This window comes from uncultured Psychromonas sp., from assembly GCF_947489755.1.
In the GTDB taxonomy this organism is placed as follows: Bacteria; Pseudomonadota; Gammaproteobacteria; order Enterobacterales; family Psychromonadaceae; genus Psychromonas.
This window is the reverse complement of sequence record NZ_CANLFB010000003.1, coordinates 57,718-82,214: the sequence shown is the minus strand read 5'-3', so window position 1 is coordinate 82,214 and position 24,497 is coordinate 57,718. Positions and strand designations below refer to the sequence as shown.

Here is a 24,497-nt window from a genome sequence, read left to right as displayed (position 1 = left end):
GCGGTGTAACAAAGTGAATACAGTAACAAAGTGAATACAAAAATTGATTCGAACATAACTTGAATCTGCCACTTAAAAAAATAACTTAGAAAAATAAAACCAAATCACTTTACGATGAAACGAATTAACCACTTAAAAGCGCCATTAAGCAATATAACGAAGCAGCATCATACAGTGGCACCACATAGCAAAACAATATAGTAAAACAATATAGTAAAACAACATAGTGCACCGATTAATAAAAAGCCTATTATTGCAACTAAATCACCACGTGAATTAGTTTACTGTTTTATTTAACAGCCCACTTAGACAGCGCATCTTGGTCAACTTCGCGAGCATCTACCCATTGAGTTTGGCCATCGGACATCGTCTCTTTTTTCCAAAATGGTGCTTGGGTTTTTAAGTAATCCATGATGAATTCACAGGCAGAAAACGCATCACCTCGATGTTGGCTGGCAATACCAACAAATACAATTTGGTCTGAAATAGCCAAGTGCCCTACACGATGGATCACCGTTGATTCTATAATATTCCAACGCTGTTTTGCTTGTGCAACAATGTCTATTAAGCACTTTTCAGTCATACCAGGATAATGCTCTAACGATAAATCGCTAACACTTTGACCATTATTAATATCACGTACTAAGCCTGTAAAAGTCACAATGGCACCGACCGATGTTTTACATTTTAAGCGGTCGTATTCTTCTTGCTGATTAAAGTCTTGTTCTTGAACACTGATCATTTATCCGCCTGTCACCGGTGGGAAATAAGCTACTTCGTCACCGTCTTTTAATAACACATTGTTGTTAACCATCGCTTGATTAACGGCTTTCAAACAAAACTGTGACGTTAAAATAGAGCTCCACTCAGCTTTTTGTTCAATCAAATATTGAAATAGCTGATCAGTATTTTCAACGGCAGTCGCATCGACTTGTAGTTCTCGACAACCAAGTTGTTCGCTCAGCTTGGCAAAAAAAAGTACTTTAATCATTTAACAACCCTATTCTGCGGCTTTGAAGTGGCCAGATTTTCCACCTGTTTTTTCTAACAACTTCACAGCGGAAATAACCATGTCTTTTTGAATCGCTTTACACATATCATAAATAGTTAATGCCGCGACCGATGCAGCCGTTAATGCTTCCATTTCAACACCTGTTTTACCCGATAACTTACAGAGACTTTCAATACGTACTCTATTGTATTCAGGCTCTGCGGTGATATTCACTTCGACTTTAGTTAAGGCAAGTGGATGGCATAATGGAATAATGTCTGATGTTTTTTTAGCGGCCATGATGCCTGCAATGCGAGCAGTGGCAAATACGTCACCTTTATGATGTTGACCATTAACAATTAACGCTAAGGTTTCTGCGGACATATCGACATAGGCTTCAGCAATCGCTTGACGGACCGTCACTTCTTTTGCTGTGACATCAACCATATTAGCTTTGCCATCTTGGTTAATATGGGTAAAAGTAGCAGACATTATTTAGCTCCTAGGTGCGGCATAAAGTTGCATGGCTTATGTTGAGCGTTGATTTGCTCTTCAATTATTTTAGTCCAAGCTGTTTTACAAGCACCAGTAGATCCAGGCATACAAAAAATAACGGTATTGTTAGCAAAACCCGCTAATGCACGACTTTGGATCGTTGAAGATCCAATTTCCTGATAAGAAACAGCGCGGAATAACTCACCAAACCCTTCGACTTGTTTATCAAATAATACTGATACTGCTTCAGGCGTTGTATCACGGGCTGTAAAACCAGTTCCACCTGTGATTAACACAACTTCAATTTTCTCATCTGCAATCCACTGTGACACAATTGCGCGGATTTTATACGGGTCATCAATGACAATTGTCTTATCGACTAGTTGGTGACCTGCCGTCGTTAACGCTTCAACTAAATACCCACCTGATGTGTCAGTCGTTTCATTACGCGTGTCGGAAACTGTTAACACTGCAATTTTTGCAGCAGTAAATTCTTGGCTTGATAAATGACTCATATTAATCCTTGTTGATCTCATTCTAAAATACACGATTATATTGTTTAATTCTTTTTGTACTTATTTAGTATCACTTTTCTTTATTTGGTATTGCTTTATTTAGTATTGCTTTGCTTAATTGGGTATGGCTTTGATTAGGTTGTTTGTTGCATCGCCCGTAATAGGGTTAAGCAGTGTTGCCATTGTTCCGGAGTATTCGTATTTTCAAATCGAAATGCGTCTTCTTCTTTTTGATTAAACCCTTTTATATCAAGGGATTCAAGTAGACGATACAAAGAACGGTGTTTTTTATTGGTGGTCGTAACAACGTCAGCTAAATAATCTAGCAACGCTTGGTTTAATGTGAGCAACATCGGAAAGGTTGTTTTCTGATAGTAGACACCCTGCGAGAGGGATAACTCAGTATTTGTTGTGTTTAATGTAAGAAAATACTGTAGTAAATAACGGCAGTCTTGTTCAGCTAATAACGGCATGTCGACAGGAATAATAAACACTGCGTCATAATCACGATCAAGCTGCTTAGCACATGCCGCAATGCCTGCAATTGGGCCTAAGTCAGTTTGTTGATCAGCAATACAATCAAAGCCTTCATATTGTCCACTTACAAAGCAATCGTCGAACCCAACGCGATGTAATAGGTCAACGCTTCGTTCCAATAAAGTTTGTTGTTCAATAGTTAGCGTCGCTTTATCTCGCCCCATTCGTAATGACTGTCCACCCGCTAAAACAACACCTGCAATTCTCACATCAACACCTAATGATTTCCGTACACTTTCATGCACTTCCATACTAAAAATCAAACTATACCCACTCGGTATCGTTATTAAACTGGAACATTAAAATGCCCTTTTGACAACGATGAAAATGAGTTAACTCACTTAAATAGCTTAATCAACGTTGTACATCGTTTAACTCGCTTTATACCATAAACAAAAAAGGAGCTATAAGCCCCTTTTTATTGATTAGAACACCAATTTTAGCATCTAAACCATTGTAACAACTACGTTGCTGATCTGTTCAACTATTTATTTAAGCTGAGCAAATCATTGTTTTGAGAGTAATAAACATTTAATTTACTCCTTACTCAATTGCCAAATAGAGTGTTACATATTACTGCCAGCCTTCAATACCTTTCATATCAGGTAATTGATGTGCAATGCCTTTATGGCAGTCAACACAGGTTTTATCGCCAGAGGCAAGCGCTGTTGAATGTTGGCTTACACTGCGTTTACCTTGTTCACTGAAATCCATATATTCAAATTGATGACAGTTACGACATTCTTGTGAATTATTTTCTTTCATTCGCTGCCATTCACGGTTAGCTAAATGAGCACGACGAGCTTTAAATTTCTCATCAGTATCGATTGTCCCTATTGCAAATGCGAACAACTCTTTAGAAGCTTGCACTTTACGTACAATTTTATCAGTCCATTTATGTGGCACATGACAATCAGAACAAATAGCACGTACTCCTGAACGATTAGAATAGTGAATGGTTTCACGAATTTCTTTTACGATAGGTGCATGACAACCTGAACAAAAGGCTTCTGTATTAGTCGCCTCCATGCCAGTATTAAATCCGCCCCAAAAGATGATGCCTCCTAGAAAACCAATGACCAGGATAAAGCCAAACGAGGCTGTCGAAGGTGACTTCATGATCACCCATAAACGCTTTAATAGTTTAAGCATATTTTGTGCTCCTGCTTAGCGTAATGAATCAACCGGGATAAATGTATTATCTACTAACGGCTTAGCATCTGCCTGCGTTACGTGACACTGTAAGCAGAAGTAACGACGAGGCGACACATCTGACAATGTGGTACCTTCACGTGTAATAAAGTGCGTGACGCTTACTTTCGTTGCACCCATCGCACCGGCATTTTTAAAGCTATGGCATGACAAACATTTATTCGCGTTTAAATTCACCTGATAACCTCGTATAGAGTGAGGAATTAAAGGCGGCTGTTGCACATAATTTCGGTCAATCAAGTGTTGCTCACGTGGTACTTTCTTTAAGGCTTCTGCTTTATTCACATCTGAAACTTCAACTAAACTACGTAATGAGGGTACGCCACCATTATTAGTTAAAACAACTTCTTCTGTGCTAAACACAGCAGGCGAAGAAAATGCGATGACAGAGGCAGTGAAGATCGCTGTTAATATTTTTTTCATACTCTTTCTCCATTTTGTTACAACTGATATGAATAAGTTATCCGTTGTAACAAAGTGCGCTAAATTTAAATAAGTGCTCAATCATATAATTAAGCGGCATTATAAATACCGCATTTAATTAGGCTTTTTTAGTGATTTTAACGGCACATTTTTTATAGTCAGTTTGTTTTGACAATGGATCAGTTGCATCCAGCGTTATCTTATTGACTAACTGCTTTGCATCAAACCAAGGCATAAACACTAAGCCTTTAGGCGGACGGTTACGACCACGCGTTTCAACACGAGACGTTAGCTCACCGCGTCTTGACGCCATCACAATTTGATCCCCGCGACGTAAGCCACGTTGTTGTGCATCATCAGGATGCATAAATACCACTGCATCTGGAAATGCTTTATACAATTCAGGCACACGTCTTGTCATCGAGCCTGAATGCCAATGCTCAAGTACACGTCCAGTGCTTAACCATAAGTCATATTCTTCATCTGGAGACTCTGCAGGTGGCTCGTAAGGTAAAGCAAAAATAACCGCTTTTTTATCTGCATGCCCATAAAACTGGTAACCAGTTCCTTTTTCTACATAAGGGTCAGAACCTTCTCTGAAACGCCATTGTGTTTCTTTACCGTTCACCACAGGCCAACGTAAGCCACGTTCTTCATGATATCTATCATAAGGTGCGAGATCATGACCATGACCACGACCAAAACTTGCATACTCTTCGAATAAACCTTTATGAACGTAAAAGCCAAAATGACGCGCATCATCATTTAGTTGATCATCTTTGATTTCATCTAAGCTAAATGCATCAACATTGCCATTTCGATACAGTACGTCGTACATGGTTTTGCCTTTAACTTCTGGCATTTTAGCGATCAAATCTTCGCTCCAAACTTCTTCAATCTTGAATCGTTTAGCAAACTCCATCATTTGCCATAAATCAGACTGTGCACCTTCTGGCGCTTTAACTTGTTGATGCCAAGCTTGAGTACGGCGTTCAGCATTACCATAAGCCCCCTCTTTTTCTACCCACATTGCCGTCGGCAAAATAAGATCACCTAGTTGCGCAGTAACGGTAGGATAAGGGTCTGATACCACAATAAAATTATCTGGATTTCTGTAACCCGGAATAACTTCTTCATTAATATTAGCAGCCGCTTGCACATTGTTATTACACATCACCCAGTAAGCATTCAATTTGCCATCTTTTAACATACGATTTTGTAACACCGCATGATATCCAGGTTTAGCAGGAATAGTGCCTTCAGGTAACTTCCATAGCTTTTCAGCGATAGCACGATGCTTAGGGTTGTTAACGACTAAGTCTGCAGGTAAACGATGTGAGAACGTGCCCACTTCACGAGCAGTACCACAAGCAGATGGTTGACCCGTTAAAGAGAACGGACCTGAACCTGGTTTTGATATCTTGCCTGTTAATAAATGCACGTTGTACATTAAATTATTAGCCCATACGCCACGAGTATGTTGGTTAAAGCCCATGGTCCAGTATGATGTTACTTTGATTTTTGGATCGGCGTATATTTTGGCAAGTCGAATTAATTTATCAGCCGGTACGCCTGACATTCTTTCTGCATACTCAACATCAAATTCAGAAACATAGTCAGCAAACTCTTCAAATGACATTGGCGTTGAAGCACCTGAATCAGGGTTTTTAGCTGCCGCTTGTAAAGGATTAGTAGGACGTAAGCCATAACCAATATCAGTCGTACCTTTACGGAAATTAATGTGTTTATTGACAAAGTCTTTATCAACCGCATCATTTTGAATAATGTAATTGGCGATAAAGTTTAATATCGCTAAATCAGTTTGAGGTGTGAAAATCATTCCGTTATCGGCAAGCTCAAAAGAACGATGCGTATAGGTTGATAATACATGCACACTCACATCAGGACTGCTTAAACGACGATCAGTTAAACGCGACCATAAAATAGGATGCATCTCTGCCATGTTTGATCCCCATAATACAAAGGCATCTGCATTTTCAAGATCATCATAACAACCCATTGGTTCATCAATACCAAAAGTACGCATAAAACCACCGACAGCTGAAGCCATACAGTGACGTGCGTTAGGATCTAGGTTATTACTACGAAAACCCGCTTTCATTAATTTACTCGCGGCATAGCCTTCCATCACTGTCCATTGACCCGAACCAAACATTCCTACAGAGGTGGGTCCTGTTTTTTTCAGAGCGGCTTTAAATTTATCAGCCATGATGTCAAAGGCGGCATCCCAAGAGATAGGCTCAAACTCACCTTCTTTATCATAAACCCCATTTGTCATACGTAATAACGGCGTTGTTAAGCGATCTTTACCGTACATTATTTTAGAAAGAAAATAGCCTTTTACACAGTTAAGCCCTTTATTAACAGGCGCTTCAGGATCACCCTGTGTAGCAACTACTTTGCCATTTTGTGTTCCAACTAACACACCACAACCTGTACCACAAAAGCGACATGGCGCTTTATCCCATTTAATTTTAGTGGCATCTTTGCTAGCAATAAGATTGCTTGCAGAGACAGGTAATGCAATACCCGCAGCCGTTGCGGCTGCAGCTACTGCTTGTGCTTTCATAAAATCACGTCTGGTAAAATTCATTGTGCTTCCTCGCTGTTATTTTGCGTAGATTGTTCAAACTCATGGTAAACAAGACTGGTATGTACAACGCCGTCTATGTCGTTAATATTGTCAATACACTTCATTATTTCTCGTTGGTTTGCAGCTTCTATTACTACAATGGCTTTACCTTTTTCAGTGACCGTAACCAATTCCGCTTGTTGTGACGCTTCAATGCAAGTTGTAAGGTTTGATATATTTTCAGGCTTAACATGAACAATTAAGCTTGATATATGCAATTCATCTGTTCTCATTTACTTTCCTCATTAACTCTCCACCCTTCTCTGACTTGACTTACTGTGTCTATTCTCATCATTTAACTGCATCATTTACTTTGTTCAATATTAATGGCACTTGTTGGGCAAGGTGAAAAGCATGCGCCGCAACCATTACATTTTTCTAAATCAATTTCTGGAACCGCATTAATGCCAATTTGAAAATGTAACGCTTCCTCAGGACAACTTTCCCCACAACTTCTGCAATACACATTTTCAAGTGCTAAACAGGCATCGCTGATCACGGCTTTTTTATGCCAAGCTTGCTCTGTTATTGGTGTAAAAATATCCTCCTGACAACTTTCAGCACATTTGCCACAAAAGGTGCACTCTCCCAATGAAAAATCAATCACAGGGAAACCACCATCGCCTTTTAGGATAATATTTTCAGGGCAACTTGTTACGCAGCTTTCGCATTGAGTACAGCTATCAAAAAATTGCTGTTGGTCATCAATCCACGGCATTAAATTATTAATAATGAGGTCTGATTTTCGGCGAAATAAATTGCGTTTTTGTATATCAACCATAGGTATAAAATATATGTTAATTTAATGTAAAATAAGATAAGTGTAACTGTAGCAGAACTATTTTAAGAAGTGAGATAGATTGAATGTTGCTTGATTTGGATCAACTGAATTTATGAGCTATTTAGACATTCTCCGCAAAAGCGGAGAAATTATAAACAAATGAGTAACTAACCGCCAATAGATGCTAAGTGAGGAGTGCCACCAGTTAAGCCTAAATCGAGAAAGTGTGAGGATTTCTTTTCTTTTAAAGCAGCTAAAATTGTCGATTTTAATTCGTTTTTATCAGCACTATTTTGTAACAAATGACGAAGATCAACACCATCTTCACCAAATAAACAAAGGTGTAAACGTCCAACAGCAGAAACACGTAATCGATTACAATTATCACAGAAATCTTTACTGTAAGGCATGATTAAACCGATCTCTCCTAAATAATCAGGATGGGAAAAAACTTCCGCTGGACCATCGTTAGCATATCGCGTTTTTTGAACCCATTGTTGGCTTAGCAAGACATCTTTAATACTTTGACCAGATAGATGATATCGATTAAAAAACTCGGCATTATCATCAGTCTGCATTAACTCAATAAACCTAAGCTGTATTGGTTGTTTTTGAATCCAAGTTAAAAATGTACTGAGGTCGTTATCATTCAACCCTTTCATTAATACACTGTTCACTTTGACTTGTTCAAAACCAGCAGCAATACAGGCTTCAACACCTTCCATTACCTTGTGAAAGATATTTTTTCCCGTAATTAGGTTAAAAGTATTGGCATCTAAACTATCTATACTCACGTTAATTGCACTTAAACCTGCTTCAAACCAATCTTCAGCATGTTTACTTAAATTAAATCCGTTAGTCGTCGTTACTACTTTTTTAATACCGTCAGTATCGGCTATCTGTTCGATAATATTCGGGAAGTCTTTGCGTAAGCTAGGCTCCCCTCCTGTAATTCTAACTTTACTAGTGCCTAATTCTGCAAAAGCATCAATTAGATTTTTGATTTCATTTTGAGATAAAAATTGCTTTTGATGAGTACGCTGGTAGCCATCAGGTAAACAATAATTACATTTGAAATTACATTCATCGGTAATCGACAAACGTAAGTATTCAAACTTTCGATGATACTTATCAATTAGTTGCATGGTCAGTTCCTTTCCAAACACGGGAGGCAAACCCATTTCTAAGTTTACCCTTCTTAACCATTTATCAGTTAAGCGGCTTATATCGCATATTTAAAAAAATATGTTAAAGTTAGCGATATGAGCTCGGAGCTAAATTAAATATAAATGACGTAAGCCTCCTTTAATAACGGAAACTCGATCAACATGTTACCTACAATTTTTAACTATGTCTTAACTATGTATGAAGATTAATCTACTATTTCATTCACTTTCTATTACGAAGGTGATTACAACGATCGCTTTACTGATATTAATCATATCAGGGTCTCATATTTTTATTTTTCTTACGACAACGCACAGTCAAAATATTAATAGAGAAGCCATTAAAAATTTAGTTGTTCTCAAAAACGAGGCCCAAAACTTCATCAATATGAAAAAAGTCGATCGCGATGACATCGTTACTTCTTTTAATAAGTTCTCACCACTGCTTGCAAATAAATTACTCGAAAGAAAGTTTTTTGATGTCACTCATATCTACTCAGCAAACACAGAACTAAAATTTAAATTATCAGCACTACAAGAAAAATTCAGTGAACTTTCAGATGCTGAACTGGATACACAGCTAGCAAATTTAGTCGATAACATTATTTTGACGGTAAAACAGTATGACCTTCTATTAGAAAAGGAAGCGTCGGTTATCTTCATCTCTCAAATAGTTGTATTTTTATTTATATTACTTATTTCATTATTTCTATTAGTTTATTGCAGACGATACATCGTCACGCCGCTTAATCAATTAGAAGAAAATGTACTGTCAATTTCTAACCATCATTTTAATGTCGAATTTTTAGATCACTCAAACGAAATTGGCGTGGTTTCAACTGGTTTAAAAAGCATGTCAGCAGAACTTGAATCTTTAATTGCGGCAATGCAAAAGAAAGTATTCGATAAAAAAACCGAATTAGAAAGTGCCAATGAAAGCATTCAATTCTTATTCACTATTTCTCAAAAACTAAGCACCGTTAAATTAACCCATCCTATTATTATTGAAGCCTTAAACGCATTAGCAAAGCAAACTCACCTGACAAAATTATGTTTAGAGCTTGTGAACGGTGTGCAAATAGACAGTGACTATGGCTGTGCAACAGAAGATAAAAATAACAAGCGTATCCCTATTATTATTAATGGCGAACCTTATGGTTATTTAAACTATATTCAAGCAATCACAACGGATGAAAACACCTCTATCATTGTTAGCTTTAGTAGTTTGTTAGCCCGGGCTTTATACCAAGAAGAATACAGCTTACAAGAACAGAAATTATTATTAATGGATGAGCGTGGTGTTATTGCTCGCGAACTTCATGATTCTATTGCACAAGCACTTTCATTCCTTAAAATACAATGTACGGTATTAAATCGTCAAATTGACTCAAATGCAGACAGTGAACAAGTTAAAAGCTCAGTCAGTAATATTAAAGAAGCGGTTACCGATGCTTATGTGCAACTTCGATCATTACTTTCTACTTTCAGGTTAAATATCAGTGTTTCTGATTTTAAAGAAGCGGTGTTAATTATGACCTCTCAATTACAGAAACAAACAGCTGCAAAAATCCAATTAGGATTATTTGAATCCAACTTCCAAACCCATGCCAATCAACATATACATTTATTACAAATAATAAGAGAAGCGATAATAAATGCGATGAAACATGCAAATTGTGACAACATTGTTATTAATTGTGTGGTTATCGACCAAAAACTTGCTACACAAAAGGTTATCATTACTATTTGTGATGATGGTGTCGGAATAGAAGAAAAACCAGGCAAAGATAATCATTATGGGATAGAAATCATGAACCAAAGAGCAAATGAGCTCAATGGTATTTTAGAAATCAAAAACTTACCCGTCGGCACAGAAATAAAACTTATATTTGAAATTTAGCTTTTTATTAAAAAATCATTTATATTTCACTTTTATTATTACTTTAAATTCGCATTTATACTGTTTTAGTATGTGTAATTTAAATATCACCAGTAAAGGAATCACAAATGAGCAATGTATCTACCGTTATTGTTGTTGATGACCATCCCCTTATGCGTAAAGGCATTACACAACTATTAAGTATTGACCCTAACTTTGTTGTTATCGACGAAGCGACCAATGGTATCGAAGCTGTCAGCATGGTAAAGAAACAGCACCCTGATATGGTATTGTTAGATTTAAACATGAAAGCGGTGTCAGGTTTAGAGACACTTAAAGCATTACGAAATGATGGTATCACCAGTAAAATTGTAATTTTAACGGTATCTGATGCTAAACAAGATGTTATTTCTTTAATCAATCAAGGTGCTGACGGTTACTTATTAAAAGATACCGATCCAGAAATCTTATTGGATAGTTTACACCGCATTCAACAAGGTAAATTAGTGGTGAGTGAAGGGTTAACACAATACTTAGATTGTTTAGATCAAGAAAACAACATCAGAGAAAAAATCGCGACATTAACACGCCGTGAAAATCAAATCATGGAAGAAATTTCACGAGGATTAAGTAACAAAGAAATCTCTGAAAATCTTAATATCTCTGAAGGTACTGTTAAAGTACACGTTAAGAGTTTACTTAAAAAATTAGCCATTAAATCTCGGGTTGAAGCGGCGGTCTTATTCTTAGAGCAACCTAAGTAGTCAGCATTAAAATAAAAAAGATCTGTGTTATGAGATAACAAATAGCAATATTATGAAATAACATATAGCGATATTATCGCAGCTAAATAACCTTTATTTTGGTAAACTCCCGAAATAAAGGTTTTTTGCTTTTGTTCGTTTACTATTCTGTTTGTTAATGCACCGAGAATACAAAAAATTTATGCTTTCAGACTCACTCAAAAAAGAAATTCGTACTAACTACGAGCTTATTACTCAATCATTACCGCAATTCAAAGCGCGTAAAGCTCAAAACTATTTAGTCGCAGAAATAGCAAAAGTATTAGCTGGAAATTACGATAAGTCACGTCGTATTTTAGTGGCAGAGGCCGGAACAGGTATTGGTAAATCTTTAGCGTATATTTTAGCCGGCTTACCAGTCGCCTTAAGACTTAACAAAAAACTTATTATTTCAACCGCGACAGTGACATTACAAGAACAGTTGATCAGTAAAGAGCTGCCTTTCTTTCTTCAGCATAGCGATTATAAATTTACCTTTACGCTAGCAAAAGGCAGACAACGTTATTGTTGTGAGCATAAATTATTAAATCTCCAAGCGAATGATCCAGAACAAACATTATTATTCGCTGAAAAACCGCAGGCTGGCGATACTGAATTATTAGCTAAACTAAAAAATGCTTATTTAGACGGGAAATGGAATGGCGATCAAGACAGTTGGCCAATGCCCATTCCTCGCCGTATTTGGCAACAAATCATTTCTGATAAACACAGTTGTAAAAAAGCCTTGGCGAATCATCGTCAATGCCCGTTTCATCGTGCACGAGATAACATCAACAAAGCAGACGTTATTGTGGTTAACCATGCATTACTGTTAGCTGATTTAGAGTTAGGTGGCGGGGTTATTTTACCTGAGCCAGATGCTTGTTTTTATGTATTGGATGAAGCACATCACTTACCAAAAATTTCGCGTGACTTTTCAAGCGCAAACGTCAACATTAAAACCAGTCAAGATTGGCTTAAAAAAATAAAACAAGTCAGTGCGCATGTTAATCGAGTTGTGCATCGCCAAACGACCATCACTCCTGGTATTAATATGCTAGAAAGTGCTAATGAAATGGTGAATGACTTACAGAGCATTGAACTCTATTTTAGAAATAACCCACTCGACTACAATAAATCGAATCAATATCGATTTTCAATGGGTGAAGTACCACAACCTATTGTTAACTCTTTAATTAGTTTAAAAGAAGAAACAAAAAAGTGTTTAAGTGCCGTTAATAAGTTATCGAACATAACCTCTGAAGAATTAAAAGACGCGAGTATTAAATTATCAGACGCTGAGCCTATTTTAATCGAAACAGGTTTCTATATTCAGCGCTTAGAAAACTTAGCATCATTATGGAAAATGTTACTAAAAGATAGAGCAACAAACCAAGCACCTATTGCAGCATGGGTAAACAACGAAAATGATGGATTCACACTCTGTGCTAGCCCATTAGAAGTCGGTGGTTTATTAGAATATATGTTGTGGTCACAAGCGGCGGGCGTGATTTTATGTTCGGCAACGTTAACTTCATTAAACAGTTTTGATTACTTTATGCGTCAAGCCGGTTTAAAAAATAATGATGGTACTCAATACTTACGCTTAAAATCACCATTCGACTACCCTGCTATCTCATTGAATGTCGCGAAGATGCAATATGACCCAACAGAGAAAGGCTTTGATAACGAATTAATTGATAATATTGCACAGCGAATAGAAGACAAAGCAGGTAACTTAGTTTTATTTGCTTCATATTGGCAAATGAATTTAGTCGCAGATAAGTTACGTCGAAAGTTTCCAACCTCTTTGTTAGTACAAGGTGAAAGCTCACGTACTAAAATGATCACCACTCATAAAAAGAACTGTGATCAAGGGCTAACGAGTATTTTATTTGGCACCGGCAGTTTGGCTGAAGGGTTAGATCTTCCAGGGCATTACTTAACCAATCTCATGATTACTAAATTACCCTTTGCAGTGCCAGACTCACCTGTCGAAGAAGCCCATGCAGAATGGATAACATCGAAAGGGGGTAATCCGTTTATGCAAATCACTATCCCAGAAGCCAGTAAAAAATTAATACAATCTTGCGGTCGATTAATTCGTAAAGAAGAAGATACAGGAAAAATTACTATTTTAGATAAACGAGTGGTTACCAAACGATATGGCAAAAGCTTAATTGACTCCCTTCCTCCTTTTGCTTTCAACGTAGAGAAATAAAATGACCGAGTTTGCATTAGATCCAAACAGTTGGATGCTATTAGCATTAGTAGGCCTAGTAGCAGGATTCATTGATGCTGTAGTCGGCGGAGGTGGCATGTTAACCGTCCCTACTTTATTAAGCGTTGGTTTACCGCCACATTTAACGCTAGGTACTAATAAACTATCTGCAAGCTTTGCATCAGGCACCGCTGCTTTTACTTACTTTAGAAAGAAGTTGTTTGATCCACAGTTTTGGAAGCATTGTTTCTATAGTACTTTTATTGGCGCTTTATGCGGCACAATTTTAGTTAATTACATTTCTACAGAATTCCTCAATAAGTTTCTCCCGTTAGTAATATTAGCTGCCGCTATTTATACTTTATTTAGCCGCGTTAAAGAAATTGATAATGATACCTTACCCGAGCAAACACATTTATTAAAAATTAAACAACGAATTCAAGGGGTTATCTTAGGGTTTTATGATGGGATATCAGGCCCAGGAACGGGCGCATTTTGGGTTATTTCAAATATGCGTTTATACCGTTTAAATATTTTGTTATCCAGCGGTATCGCGAAGGCAATGAACTTTACCAGCAATTTTGTTTCGCTATTAACCTTCATCTACTTCGGCCAAGTCAATTGGCTAATCGGTTTAACCATGGGAGCTTGTTTGATGTTAGGGGCTTTTATTGGTGCCCATTCCGCTATCTATTTTGGCGCTAAGTTTATTCGCCCCTTGTTCATTATTATTGTATTAATAATGGCCATTAACCTTGGATATAACGCATGGTTCAGTCAATAGACTTAAAACACTTAAACGCTTTATTTACACAGCTTGAAGCGCTTAGTTTGCGTTGCAGAGAATGGGATAATAAAATCACTTTATCAGAAAATAAGTCATTTCGTTTTGAAGTGCATTTATTTAACGCCAGTAGCTTAACCTTGTCTGGTTACTGTCAACAAATACAAACAACCTTTGAGCATTTAAAACACGTCATTACCAAAAGCATGGGTAATACCATCATTAATTATGAATGCGAAAAGTTCATCAATCAGTTTTCAGCTTTATTAAATATTGTAAACCAGTTGGATGCAGGTAAAGCGGAAGGTTTGTATAAACGCTACTCCACACAACAAGAAAAAGTATACCAACAGTTACAACGCCAATATCAATATGAGAAAAGATTATTAACCATGATAGATGAAGAAAATACCCTTTATCGAGATGCAACCAGTGCACATAAAGAAATACATAAAACCAGAGTTGGCGTACTCAAAGAGCGTTATCAAAAATGCAATGAGTTCACACAATCATTAGAATTTAAGATGGAAGCATTAGACAATGACTAATAGTAAAAATGAACAAAATACCGGTCTGGAAACAGCACCAGAGGAAATAAAATTAGCAGTCGATTTAATACAACTGTTAGAAGAAAATGAACTTGAATTAGAAACAACCATTCAAGCATTAGAAATTGTATTAGCAGACTTTAAAAATAAGCGAACTATTCAGAATAAATGATACGTTTAAAGCGAGACTTAGAAAGTAGGTATAGGAAGTAGCTATTAGGAATTAAAACTAAAAGTAAAAAGGAGAACTATTGTTCTCCTTTTTTGTAGGCTTACCGTTATTACAGTCACTTATTACAAGGACTTATTACAAAGAATTAGTTGCTACTGTCTGCTATGCACTTCAAGGTTGAATCTGCCTAGCTTACAATTTACAAAGCTTAAACTTTACGCCACGTTGTGCCGTTAGCACCGTCTTCAAGTACTACGTTTAAAGCCGCTAATTTATCACGTGCATCATCTGCGCTAGTCCAATCTTTATTGGCTCTTGCCGTATTACGTTGAACGATTAACGCTTCAATTTCAGCAGCTTGATCGTCTGAACCACTATCACCTTGCAAAAATTGATCTGGATTTTGTGTTAATAAACCCAATACATTAGCAAATTTAACTAACATACTTGCTAACTGTATTGCTTTGTCTGCGTCGTTAGATTTAACACGGTTAAGCTCTTTAGCAAGGTCGAACAATACAGCCAAAGCTTCAGGCGTATTAAAATCATCATCCATTGCTTTAACAAAACCTTGATAAAACTTACTTTCTTTAACGGCAACATCTGATGTTGTAATGTCAGTAATATCGATATCACGGATTGCCGTGTAGAGACGCTCAAGGCTTGCTCTAGCTTGTTTTAAATTATCTTCAGAGTAATTTAATTGGCTGCGGTAATGACCTGAGATTAAGAAATATCGCACTGATTCACTGTCGTAAACATCTAATACATCTTTAATCGTAAAAAAGTTATTCAATGATTTAGACATTTTAACTTTATCGACTTGCACCATACCTGAATGCATCCAAGTATTAACGTATTGACCGTGATGTGCACAACATGATTGTGCAATTTCATTTTCATGATGTGGGAAGCTTAAATCTGAACCGCCACCGTGAATATCAAAGACTTCACCTAAATGTTTTTTATTCATCGCTGAACATTCTATATGCCAACCTGGGCGCCCTTCCCCCCAAGGAGATGACCAAGCAGGTTCACCTGGTTTAGCCATTTTCCATAACACAAAATCAAGCGGATCGTGTTTACTGTCTTCTAATTCAACACGAGATCCAGCTTGTAGCATCTCTAGATTTTGTCCGCTTAATTGGCCATATTCAGGAAAAGATGAAACAGAGAACAGCACATCACCGGACTCAGAAACGTAAGCATGCTTTTTAGCAATTAATGCTTCTACCATTTCAATGACTTCAGGCATGTGGTCTGTCACACGAGGTTCAATATCAGGTCTGATCATATTTAATGCATCAAAATCGGCATGCATTGCATCAGTAAAGCGAGCAGTTAATTGATCACACGTTTCACCATTTTCATTGGCGCGTTTAATGATCTTGTCATCAACATCCGTGATATTACGAATAAAATTTAAGTCGTAACCACTAAAGCGCAAATAACGTGCAACAGTATCAAAAGCAACAAATGTACGTCCATGGCCTATATGACAATAATCGTAGATGGTAACACCACACACATACATTCCCACTTTGCCTTCAACAAGGGGTTTAAATTGTTCTTTGCTACGAGTTAGTGTGTTATATATTTTTAACATTTTCCATCCAATGCGATTACTGTAAAAAAGTTTATTCTAACCTGCTAAAGTGACAAATTCACCCTTTGAATGGAATGAATTAGCAGGTTATATCGAAGGCAGTCATCAACTGCTCAAGTATTATGCTCTAAAATGAATATTAACTCAGTATGAAATAAAAAAGAGAGTTATTTTTCTTTAAAAATCATCACTAACAAGGACTCGATTTGAATACGTGAGAGCGAGCATCTTTTTAATTTCATTGCTATTAAGGTACAATAAGACTCTTTTTAGGATAGGATTTTATAATGATTACTTTACATACAAACTTTGGCGACATCACATTAGAAATGAATGAAGAAAAAGCACCTAAAACGGTTGCTAACTTCATTAAATATGCAACAAGTGGCCATTACGACAACACCATTTTTCACCGTGTAATCGATGGTTTCATGGTTCAAGGTGGCGGTTTCGCAGCGGGTATGGAAGAAAAAGATAGCCAAAAGCCAATTAAAAATGAAGCAAACAACGGTTTATCAAACGTTAAATATTCAGTAGCAATGGCTCGCACGATGGAACCACATTCAGCTTCAGCTCAGTTCTTTATCAATGTTGGCGATAATAAATTCTTAGACTTTAAATCAGAAACAACTGATGGTTGGGGATACTGTGTATTCGCTAAAGTAACTGCAGGCGAAGATGTAGTTGATAAAATTAAAGGCGTCGCAACAGGTAATGCACATTACGTACATCAAGATGTGCCACTAGATGACGTTGTTATCACTAGTGTTACAGTAGCGTAGTTACTATGCGCACTTTATTCATTGCAGATTTACATCTCAGCGAGAATCATCGTCATATCACCGATGCTCTTTTTTCTTTTCTTGAAAAAGAAGCAACTAATGCAGAAACGCTTTATATTTTAGGCGACATGTTTGAAGTATGGATTGGAGACGATGAACACACACCTTTAATGGATGAAGTGGCGCAAAAGCTAACCAGTTTTGCTAAAAAAAATAATGCCAACATATTCTATATACACGGAAACCGTGATTTTATGATCGGTAAACGTTATGCAAAACAAGCTTCAATGACCTTGTTACCTGAGCACACTGAAATAGATTTATACGGTACAAAAACGTTAATCATGCACGGTGATACACTTTGTTTATTTGATAAAAATTATCAACGTATGCGCAAAGTCATTCATAACCCAATATTACAGTTTATATTTAATTGTTTACCGTTAAAATTACGTAAACGTATTGGATGGAAAATCCGCACAGCGAGCCAATCTAAAAAAGTGTATAAAAATACTAATATGATGGGCGTTACTGACCAAGAAGTCATTCGTTTAATGGAATATCATAAAGTACAACGTTTAATACACGGTCATACTCACCAAGCTTTTGTTCATGATTTTACGGTTAATGAGCAAGCAGCACAGCGCTTTGATGTAGGGGATTGGTTCACAAACTTGAGTTTTGTTGATGCTAATCCAGAGGGTGTTGAGTTAGTTATTTTACCGATAGATTATTACCAGCAATAACACTGCGTCATTTACAGAGGCTAAACGAGTTAATTTATTAAACAATATTATTTAAATAATATAAATTAACTCGCTTTCCTATTTTTATTTCTTAGTTCTTAGTTCTTAGTTCTTAGTTCTTAGTTCTTAGTTCTTAGTTCTTAGTTCTTAGTTCTGACTAAAATCTGATCACTGAGTAACACCTACCTTTCCTTTAATAAACGCCGTAATACTTTTCCGACATTATTTTTAGGCAATTCAGTCACAATCTCTATTAGTTTAGGCTGCTTATAGCGCGTCAAATATTTCGCACAATGGGTTTTAATGTTTCCAACCGTGACCTTATGATCGTTCAATACAACAAACAGTTTAACTTTTTCACCTGTTGCTTCATCGTCAATGCCAATAACCGCAGCTTCAAGCACACCATCCAACTGAACCACTATATCTTCAATTTCATTAGGGTAAACATTAAAACCAGAGACTAATATCATGTCTTTTTTACGATCGACCAAATACAGAAGTCCATCTTCATTAAACAATCCTATATCACCGCTTTTAAACCAACCATCATTAAATGCCTCTTCTGTCTCGGTTGGGCTCCCCCAATAACCGACCATGACTTGCGGGCCTTTAATTTCGATCTCGCCAACACAATTTACGGCTTCGATGACCTCATTTTGATCATTTATTAATCGCAGATCAGTGCCCGGCATGGGAAGTCCGATAGACCCATCATGTACTTCAACGTTATACGCGTTAACACTAACCATCGGTGCACATTCAGTTAAACCATATCCTTCAATAACCGTACTGCCAGTCACTTCTTTCCATTTTTTAGCAACTTTGGTTTGTGTGGCCATTCCCCCCGCCAGCGTAATTTTTAAATGAGAAAAATCAACGGTATTTATTTTCGGGTGGTTTAATAACGCATTAAATAATGTATTAAGCGCAGTAAAGTAAGTAAACCTATATTTACTCAGGGTTTTAATGAAGGTATCTAAGTCGCGTGGATTAGTAATAAGTAAGTTGGTCGCCCCTCTTTTAATAAAGAATAGGCAATTTACAGTTAACGCAAAAGCATGGTAGAGAGGCAAGGCAGTCACAATCATTTCTGTTTCTTGTTCAATTGTTAAGCCAAAGACTGCATCTGCTTGTGCAAGGCTTGCCGCCATATTTCGATGAGACATGACAGCGCCTTTAGATAACCCAGTTGTCCCACCGGTGTACTGTATAAATGCGATATCATCCAAATTAATAACAGGTCGAATATATTGACCTTTTGCGCCTTCTTTTAGAGCATTTCGATAACTCTTCGCACTTGGTAATTTAAATTTAGGGACCATTTTTTTGACATAAGCAACGATAAAGTTAACTAATTTACGCTTCATCAATGGCAATGCATCACCGATTTTAGTTAATACCACATGCTCAATGTCAGTCTCTTTAACAATACTCTCTAATGTCTGCGCATAATTAGAAACGATAAATATGGCTTTAGCACCAGAATCGTTAAGTTGATGTTTTAATTCTGAAGCGGTATATAAAGGATTAACATTCACAGCAACCAAGCCCGACCTTAATATACCCAGTAAAATAATAGGATACTGTAGAAGGTTAGGCATCATTACTGCAACGCGGTCACCTTTTGATAATTGGGAGGTTTGTTGCAGATAAGTCGCTATATCACGCGATTGTGACTCTAACTCTCTGTAGGTTAACGTTTCATCCATGTTGATAAAAGCAATGTGATCTGCATATTCATCGAATGAATGTTCAAACATATCAACTAGGTTAATTAGTGTTTTTTCGTTAATATCGCTACTAATACCAGGTGGGTATTTATCTAACCAAGGTTTAAACATAATCAATTCCTACTAAAATAAAAAAACCGACTATAGAAGTCGGTTTTTATTTTAATACCGATCGATTATCTATAGGTTGGCATAATCCAAAGTGATGTGGCCAGCTTCAATTAAAAATGCATCAACAGGTTCAAAATCATCTGGTAAATCATCTAATGATTTAACTTCTTTTAAACCTGCACGCTTAAGGCGTTCATTCGTGCGTTTTAGGTTATCTGCTTCATTTGCTTCTCGTTCAGAGACGCGATCTTTTTCAACTAATGAAATGCTTTTTTTATCTTTTTCAAGTATATATTCATTAATATCATCGGCTAGATAACTAAACTCGATTTCATCTTTAATACGTTTCTTATGATCTAATGTTAGTTCTTTTATTTGTTCTTGTAGATCATCAACTTTATTATATTTTGCTGATTTAACATTATCCCACGGTAACGCATTCTTCGCTAAACTTTCGCCTGTATCTTTAGGGTCGATCCCAGTTGGGAAAGCAATATCAGGAATCACACCTTTATTTTGTGTGCTTCCACCATTAATTCGATAAAATTTTGCAATGGTATATTGCACTGAACCGACAGCATCTTGATTAGTATCGTAATAACGCGCAATACGACGATGTTGTTGAACCGTCCCTTTACCGTAACTTTGCTCACCAATAATAATAGCTCGGCCATAATCTTGTAATGCAGCAGCAAAGATCTCTGATGCAGAAGCACTATTACGATTAATCAATACGGTGAGAGGACCATCGTAAGAAATAGACTCATTGTCGTCTACTTGAACAGAGATTTCTTGACGGCTATCTCTTACTTGCACAACAGGACCTGTTTTAATAAATAACCCTGTTAATAATGTTGCTTCGCTTAATGCACCACCACCATTGTTGCGTAAATCAATCACAATACCTTTAACATCTTTTTTAGCTAATGCAGCTAACTCACGGTCAACATCTTCACTAAGATTAATATAAAAGCTTGGAATAGTGATGACACCAATATTTTTACCATCAATCACTTCTACTGATGATTTAGCTTCTCTGTCTTCAAGGTGAATTTCTTCACGTACGATATTGATGACTTTATTAACAGCGCCAGCTTTACCCGATAGAATTTGTAGTTGAACTGTGGTGCCTTTCGGACCTTTGATTAATTCAACGATGTCGTCTAAACGCCATCCAACCACATCAACAATTTTTTCACCTTTTTGACCAACACCGATTATTTTGTCATCTTTTGACAATAGTTTAGATTTATCAGCAGGACCGCCAGGTACAAGGCTACGTACAACCGTGTAATCATCTTCAAGTTGTAAAACGGCACCAATTCCTTCTAAAGAAAGATTCATTTCCATTTTAAAACGTTCAGCATTACGAGGAGATAAGTAACTTGTATGTGGTTCAATCGTGTATGCATAAGCATTCATGAATGTTTGGAAAACATCTTCGCTTTCCGTCTGCGTTAAATGTTTGAGAGCATATTTATAACGTTTAGTTAATAACGTTTTAATCTCAGGCCACTTTTTATCAGATAATTTTAATGTCAATGCATCGGATTTAACACGAGCTTGCCAAAGCAAATCTAACTCTGCTTTATCTTTAGCCCAAGCTGCATCACTTCGATCGTATTGATACTCTTCTTCTGTATCGAACTTAATTTCATTGTCTAATAAAGATAATGCATAAGTATAACGTTCAAATCGACGTGTTAAGTTAAGTTGATAAATTGCGTAGATCGAATCTAATTGACCAAACTTCAAATTATCATCAAAAGTGAATTGATATGCTTTCATATCATCAATATCACTTTGCATGAAAATTTGTTTATTAAAGTCTAATTGCTCTATATAACGCTCAAATACCTTGGCAGATAATTCATCGTTTAAAGGAATATATTTGTAATGAGAGCGACTGAATAAGTCACTCACTCTTTTCGCCACTTTTGCATGTTGAGATTCTTGCTTCAACTGTGGAATATCTTTTAAAGTGACACTATCGGTGGCGGAAAATGTCGCCCCGACAAAACATAACTGAGAGAGAATTAATGCATGACGAAAGAGTTTTTTCATTAAAAAGACCTTTTATACGATTAAATGCTTAGCTTTAACTTTCACAACCATTCCTGAGTCTAGTTGTACTTGTACTTCTTCTTTTAAAATTTCTACTACGGTTGCAGAGACTGGAGACTTACCTAAAAGAACTTTGACTGATTGCGCCACTTTTAGTTCATTATGGTTAGCTTCTTTATATTGGCTTAAATCAATTTCAGGTTTTTTAGCTACTTTTTTAGGCGCCTCTTTTTTACGACTTGGCACAGATACTTTTTTAGCAGCGCGGGCAGGCGCTTTATTTGAGTCTGTTTTTTTCTTATTAGCAAATGCTTTTTCTTTGCTTTCTTTTAGCGACAATTGAGCGTGGTCTGCATGCTCTTGTGACACTTCATCTCCCTCGACACCGTCTAAGTCGATGCGTTTAGCACCCGCTTTAACACAGTGAAGGTAGCGCCAGCTCATAGTGTATTGACGTAATGCACCTCTAAGCTGTGTTTTACTTACACGAGGTTCATTTTCTAAACGAGCTGCTAATTCTTGGAACACACCAATTTTTAATGGTTTTGCAGATTCTGAACCAGCGATGAAACAAGCAGGAAACTGTTCTGTTAAGAAGGCAATGATTTGTTTGTTATTTGTAAACTTTTCTGTGATTTCCATGTAAAACCTAATATTTAAAAACGATGTTGAAAGATATCCAGAATAAATTTCTGATTATCATTAAGAAAATTACTCGGTAGTATAGTGTTGCGTTTATTAAATGTGAACCGAATTATTGTTATAGGAACCTATTCGCGTCAATTTATTGATATTTATTATGAAAAGTTAAGGTTTATCAGCTTCTTCTACACCTTTTTTAGAAAAACAAGTAGTATATTTAGCTTAATTTTTCAATATTACGCCTACATTATTACTTAAGAGAGACAAATGAAACCAGAATTATTATCGCCAGCAGGCACTTTAAAGAACATGCGGTATGCTTTTGCTTATGGAGCAGATGCTGTTTATGCAGGTCAGCCTCGTTACTCTTTACGCGTACGAAATAATGAATTTAATCTCGAAAAATTACAGATTGGCATTAATGAAGCACATGCTCAAGGTAAAAAATTATATGTAGTTTGTAATATACAACCTCATAACTCTAAACTAAAAACATTTATCCGCGATATGAAACCTGTTGTCGATTTAAAACCAGATGCATTAATTATGTCTGATCCTGGCTTAATTATGATGGTACGAGACGTGTTCCCTGATATGCCGATCCATTTAAGCGTACAAGCAAATGCTGTCAACTGGGCAACCGTTAAGTTTTGGTATCAACAAGGTATTGAACGCGTCATTTTATCTCGTGAACTATCACTAGATGAAATCGAAGATATACGTTACCACTGTCCTGAGATTGAAATTGAAGTGTTTGTTCATGGTGCGTTATGTATGGCTTATTCAGGACGTTGCTTATTATCTGGCTATATTAATAAACGAGACCCAAATCAAGGGACTTGTACCAACTCATGCCGCTGGAAATATGATGCGCATGAAGCGACAGAAAATGAAACCGGTGATATTGTTGCTATCCAACCTGCTGAACCTACGCCCGTTGAGCCTACCTTAGGTAGCGGGCAAACAACAGATCAACTATTTTTGTTACAAGAACAAGGTCGCCCTGGTGAATATATGCCCGCTTTTGAAGATGAGCATGGCACTTATATAATGAATTCAAAAGATTTACGAGCGATTCAACATGTAGAGCGACTTTTAAAAATAGGCGTTCATTCATTAAAAATTGAAGGTCGTACCAAGAGCTTTTATTACTGTGCACGTACTGCGCAGATTTATCGTAAAGCAATGGATGATGCAATCGCTGGGCGCCCTTTTGACCCATCATTAATGAGTTCTTTAGAGAACTTGGCACATCGTGGCTATACCGAAGGTTTTTTAAGCCGCCATACTCATGACCAATATCAAAATTATGATGTTGGTTACTCTGTCAGTGATACACAACAGTTTGTCGGTGAAATAATGGGACGTAATGCTCAAGGGCTTGCTGAAGTTAACGTTAAAAACAAATTTTTAGTCGGTGACAAACTAGAATTAATGACACCACAAGGTAATATCAACTTTAAACTTGAAGAGCTACATAACCGCAAAGGCGAATTAGTCGATGTTGCGCCAGGCTCTGGCCATACTTTATATATCCCAGTGCCAAAAGAAATTGATTTAAACCATGGGTTATTAATGCGTAATCTTGTTGAAGGTAACGATACCCGCAATCCGCACTCTAAATAAGATGGCTTAGTTATAAAATGGTACTACT

24 protein-coding genes and 1 riboswitch are annotated in these 24,497 nt (G+C 36.8%); of the genes, 9 read left to right on the top strand and 15 right to left on the bottom strand.

The annotated features are described in order from the left end of the window. Positions 1–289: 289 nt before the first annotated feature. From moaE to moaA, 11 genes are all read right to left on the bottom strand, one after another. Entirely contained in the window at positions 290–742 is a 453-nt protein-coding gene (moaE, locus tag Q0794_RS02640) for a molybdopterin synthase catalytic subunit MoaE (protein ID WP_298939962.1), read from the bottom strand. Then, on the bottom strand, positions 743–991 hold the full coding sequence (locus Q0794_RS02635) for a MoaD/ThiS family protein (RefSeq protein WP_298939961.1): 249 nt from the start codon (positions 989–991) through the stop codon (positions 743–745). Between the two features lie 9 nt (positions 992–1,000). Next, the gene (gene moaC, locus Q0794_RS02630; protein WP_025563129.1) at positions 1,001–1,483 is read right to left on the bottom strand and encodes a cyclic pyranopterin monophosphate synthase MoaC; all 483 of its coding nucleotides are present in this window, start codon (positions 1,481–1,483) and stop codon (positions 1,001–1,003) included. After that, entirely contained in the window at positions 1,483–2,001 is a 519-nt protein-coding gene (gene moaB, locus Q0794_RS02625) for a molybdenum cofactor biosynthesis protein B (protein WP_025563130.1), read from the bottom strand. The genes moaC and moaB overlap by 1 nt, the downstream gene beginning before the upstream one ends. A gap of 134 nt (positions 2,002–2,135) precedes the next feature. Beyond that, positions 2,136–2,801 carry a molybdenum cofactor guanylyltransferase gene (locus tag Q0794_RS02620; RefSeq protein WP_298939960.1) on the bottom strand — a complete coding sequence of 222 codons (666 nt, stop codon included), beginning with the start codon at positions 2,799–2,801 and terminating at the stop codon, positions 2,136–2,138. A 310-nt stretch (positions 2,802–3,111) separates the two neighbouring features. Further along, positions 3,112–3,690 (bottom strand): NapC/NirT family cytochrome c, encoded by a 579-nt coding sequence (locus tag Q0794_RS02615; RefSeq protein ID WP_298939959.1) that lies wholly within the window; start codon positions 3,688–3,690, stop codon positions 3,112–3,114. A 15-nt stretch (positions 3,691–3,705) separates the two neighbouring features. Then, complete coding sequence (locus Q0794_RS02610) at positions 3,706–4,173, bottom strand: nitrate reductase cytochrome c-type subunit (RefSeq protein ID WP_298939958.1); 468 nt, start codon at positions 4,171–4,173, stop codon at positions 3,706–3,708. A 118-nt stretch (positions 4,174–4,291) separates the two neighbouring features. Then, the gene (gene napA / locus Q0794_RS02605) at positions 4,292–6,787 is read right to left on the bottom strand and encodes a nitrate reductase catalytic subunit NapA (RefSeq protein WP_298939957.1); all 2,496 of its coding nucleotides are present in this window, start codon (positions 6,785–6,787) and stop codon (positions 4,292–4,294) included. Further along, complete coding sequence (locus tag Q0794_RS02600; RefSeq protein ID WP_298939956.1) at positions 6,784–7,059, bottom strand: chaperone NapD; 276 nt, start codon at positions 7,057–7,059, stop codon at positions 6,784–6,786. The genes napA and Q0794_RS02600 overlap by 4 nt, the downstream gene beginning before the upstream one ends. A gap of 71 nt (positions 7,060–7,130) precedes the next feature. Beyond that, positions 7,131–7,607 (bottom strand): ferredoxin-type protein NapF, encoded by a 477-nt coding sequence (gene napF, locus Q0794_RS02595; RefSeq protein WP_298939955.1) that lies wholly within the window; start codon positions 7,605–7,607, stop codon positions 7,131–7,133. 167 nt (positions 7,608–7,774) lie between these two features. Next, a complete protein-coding gene (gene moaA, locus Q0794_RS02590; protein ID WP_298939954.1) occupies positions 7,775–8,752 on the bottom strand; it encodes a GTP 3',8-cyclase MoaA in 978 nt (325 codons plus the stop codon). Further along, positions 8,743–8,893, bottom strand: a riboswitch (molybdenum cofactor riboswitch). (Overlaps the previous gene by 10 nt.) Before the next feature lie 268 nt (positions 8,894–9,161). Here moaA and Q0794_RS02585 point away from each other — a divergent pair. The 6 genes from Q0794_RS02585 to Q0794_RS02560 all read left to right on the top strand — a co-directional run bounded on the left by Q0794_RS02585 (position 9,162) and on the right by Q0794_RS02560 (position 15,159). Further along, a complete protein-coding gene (locus Q0794_RS02585; protein WP_298939953.1) occupies positions 9,162–10,673 on the top strand; it encodes a histidine kinase in 1,512 nt (503 codons plus the stop codon). Between the two features lie 107 nt (positions 10,674–10,780). After that, positions 10,781–11,416, top strand: coding sequence for a two-component system response regulator NarL (gene narL, locus Q0794_RS02580; protein WP_025563139.1), 636 nt, complete (start codon positions 10,781–10,783; stop codon positions 11,414–11,416). A 181-nt stretch (positions 11,417–11,597) separates the two neighbouring features. Next, positions 11,598–13,655, top strand: a complete 2,058-nt coding sequence (dinG, locus tag Q0794_RS02575) for an ATP-dependent DNA helicase DinG (protein ID WP_298939952.1) — start codon at positions 11,598–11,600, stop codon at positions 13,653–13,655. Position 13,656: 1 nt separating this feature from the next. Next, positions 13,657–14,439 carry a TSUP family transporter gene (locus Q0794_RS02570; RefSeq protein WP_298939951.1) on the top strand — a complete coding sequence of 261 codons (783 nt, stop codon included), beginning with the start codon at positions 13,657–13,659 and terminating at the stop codon, positions 14,437–14,439. Continuing rightward, a complete protein-coding gene (priC, locus tag Q0794_RS02565) occupies positions 14,424–14,987 on the top strand; it encodes a primosomal replication protein PriC (protein ID WP_298939950.1) in 564 nt (187 codons plus the stop codon). Before Q0794_RS02570 ends, priC begins: the two co-directional genes overlap by 16 nt. Continuing rightward, positions 14,980–15,159, top strand: coding sequence for a DUF2496 domain-containing protein (locus Q0794_RS02560; RefSeq protein WP_298939948.1), 180 nt, complete (start codon positions 14,980–14,982; stop codon positions 15,157–15,159). Before priC ends, Q0794_RS02560 begins: the two co-directional genes overlap by 8 nt. Before the next feature lie 208 nt (positions 15,160–15,367). On the opposite strand, the gene cysS is transcribed toward Q0794_RS02560, so the two are convergent. Then, complete coding sequence (gene cysS, locus Q0794_RS02555; RefSeq protein WP_298939947.1) at positions 15,368–16,765, bottom strand: cysteine--tRNA ligase; 1,398 nt, start codon at positions 16,763–16,765, stop codon at positions 15,368–15,370. A 287-nt stretch (positions 16,766–17,052) separates the two neighbouring features. Between cysS and Q0794_RS02550 the strand changes: the two genes are divergently transcribed. Both Q0794_RS02550 and Q0794_RS02545 read left to right on the top strand, forming a co-directional pair. Next, a complete protein-coding gene (locus tag Q0794_RS02550; protein ID WP_298939946.1) occupies positions 17,053–17,547 on the top strand; it encodes a peptidylprolyl isomerase in 495 nt (164 codons plus the stop codon). A gap of 5 nt (positions 17,548–17,552) precedes the next feature. Further along, the gene (locus Q0794_RS02545; RefSeq protein ID WP_298939945.1) at positions 17,553–18,293 is read left to right on the top strand and encodes a UDP-2,3-diacylglucosamine diphosphatase; all 741 of its coding nucleotides are present in this window, start codon (positions 17,553–17,555) and stop codon (positions 18,291–18,293) included. A gap of 182 nt (positions 18,294–18,475) precedes the next feature. On the opposite strand, the gene Q0794_RS02540 is transcribed toward Q0794_RS02545, so the two are convergent. The 3 genes from Q0794_RS02540 to proQ form a co-directional block, all read right to left on the bottom strand. Next, on the bottom strand, positions 18,476–20,137 hold the full coding sequence (locus Q0794_RS02540; protein WP_298939944.1) for an AMP-binding protein: 1,662 nt from the start codon (positions 20,135–20,137) through the stop codon (positions 18,476–18,478). Positions 20,138–20,206: 69 nt separating this feature from the next. Beyond that, positions 20,207–22,201, bottom strand: coding sequence for a carboxy terminal-processing peptidase (gene prc, locus Q0794_RS02535; RefSeq protein WP_298939943.1), 1,995 nt, complete (start codon positions 22,199–22,201; stop codon positions 20,207–20,209). Between the two features lie 12 nt (positions 22,202–22,213). Continuing rightward, entirely contained in the window at positions 22,214–22,843 is a 630-nt protein-coding gene (gene proQ / locus Q0794_RS02530; RefSeq protein ID WP_298939942.1) for an RNA chaperone ProQ, read from the bottom strand. A 267-nt stretch (positions 22,844–23,110) separates the two neighbouring features. Here proQ and yegQ point away from each other — a divergent pair, with 267 nt between their 5' ends. Beyond that, positions 23,111–24,469: a tRNA 5-hydroxyuridine modification protein YegQ gene (yegQ, locus tag Q0794_RS02525; protein ID WP_298939941.1), complete on the top strand. Its 1,359-nt coding sequence runs from the start codon at positions 23,111–23,113 to the stop codon at positions 24,467–24,469. The last annotated feature ends 28 nt before the right edge of the window (positions 24,470–24,497 follow it).

Coding starts and splice junctions, on each gene's coding strand:
- Q0794_RS02610 (WP_298939958.1), bottom strand. CDS start 4,173: ATGAAAAAAATATTAACAGCGATCTTCACTGCCTCTGTCATCGCATTT.
- Q0794_RS02550 (WP_298939946.1), top strand. CDS start 17,053: ATGATTACTTTACATACAAACTTTGGCGACATCACATTAGAAATGAAT.
- napF (WP_298939955.1), bottom strand. CDS start 7,607: ATGGTTGATATACAAAAACGCAATTTATTTCGCCGAAAATCAGACCTC.
- Q0794_RS02560 (WP_298939948.1), top strand. CDS start 14,980: ATGACTAATAGTAAAAATGAACAAAATACCGGTCTGGAAACAGCACCA.
- prc (WP_298939943.1), bottom strand. CDS start 22,201: ATGAAAAAACTCTTTCGTCATGCATTAATTCTCTCTCAGTTATGTTTT.
- Q0794_RS02635 (WP_298939961.1), bottom strand. CDS start 991: ATGATTAAAGTACTTTTTTTTGCCAAGCTGAGCGAACAACTTGGTTGT.
- moaE (WP_298939962.1), bottom strand. CDS start 742: ATGATCAGTGTTCAAGAACAAGACTTTAATCAGCAAGAAGAATACGAC.
- priC (WP_298939950.1), top strand. CDS start 14,424: ATGGTTCAGTCAATAGACTTAAAACACTTAAACGCTTTATTTACACAG.
- Q0794_RS02570 (WP_298939951.1), top strand. CDS start 13,657: ATGACCGAGTTTGCATTAGATCCAAACAGTTGGATGCTATTAGCATTA.
- Q0794_RS02615 (WP_298939959.1), bottom strand. CDS start 3,690: ATGCTTAAACTATTAAAGCGTTTATGGGTGATCATGAAGTCACCTTCG.
- Q0794_RS02600 (WP_298939956.1), bottom strand. CDS start 7,059: ATGAGAACAGATGAATTGCATATATCAAGCTTAATTGTTCATGTTAAG.
- moaA (WP_298939954.1), bottom strand. CDS start 8,752: ATGCAACTAATTGATAAGTATCATCGAAAGTTTGAATACTTACGTTTG.
- Q0794_RS02540 (WP_298939944.1), bottom strand. CDS start 20,137: ATGTTTAAACCTTGGTTAGATAAATACCCACCTGGTATTAGTAGCGAT.
- cysS (WP_298939947.1), bottom strand. CDS start 16,765: ATGTTAAAAATATATAACACACTAACTCGTAGCAAAGAACAATTTAAA.
- moaB (WP_025563130.1), bottom strand. CDS start 2,001: ATGAGTCATTTATCAAGCCAAGAATTTACTGCTGCAAAAATTGCAGTG.
- yegQ (WP_298939941.1), top strand. CDS start 23,111: ATGAAACCAGAATTATTATCGCCAGCAGGCACTTTAAAGAACATGCGG.
- proQ (WP_298939942.1), bottom strand. CDS start 22,843: ATGGAAATCACAGAAAAGTTTACAAATAACAAACAAATCATTGCCTTC.
- narL (WP_025563139.1), top strand. CDS start 10,781: ATGAGCAATGTATCTACCGTTATTGTTGTTGATGACCATCCCCTTATG.
- Q0794_RS02585 (WP_298939953.1), top strand. CDS start 9,162: ATGAAAAAAGTCGATCGCGATGACATCGTTACTTCTTTTAATAAGTTC.
- moaC (WP_025563129.1), bottom strand. CDS start 1,483: ATGTCTGCTACTTTTACCCATATTAACCAAGATGGCAAAGCTAATATG.
- napA (WP_298939957.1), bottom strand. CDS start 6,787: ATGAATTTTACCAGACGTGATTTTATGAAAGCACAAGCAGTAGCTGCA.
- dinG (WP_298939952.1), top strand. CDS start 11,598: ATGCTTTCAGACTCACTCAAAAAAGAAATTCGTACTAACTACGAGCTT.
- Q0794_RS02545 (WP_298939945.1), top strand. CDS start 17,553: ATGCGCACTTTATTCATTGCAGATTTACATCTCAGCGAGAATCATCGT.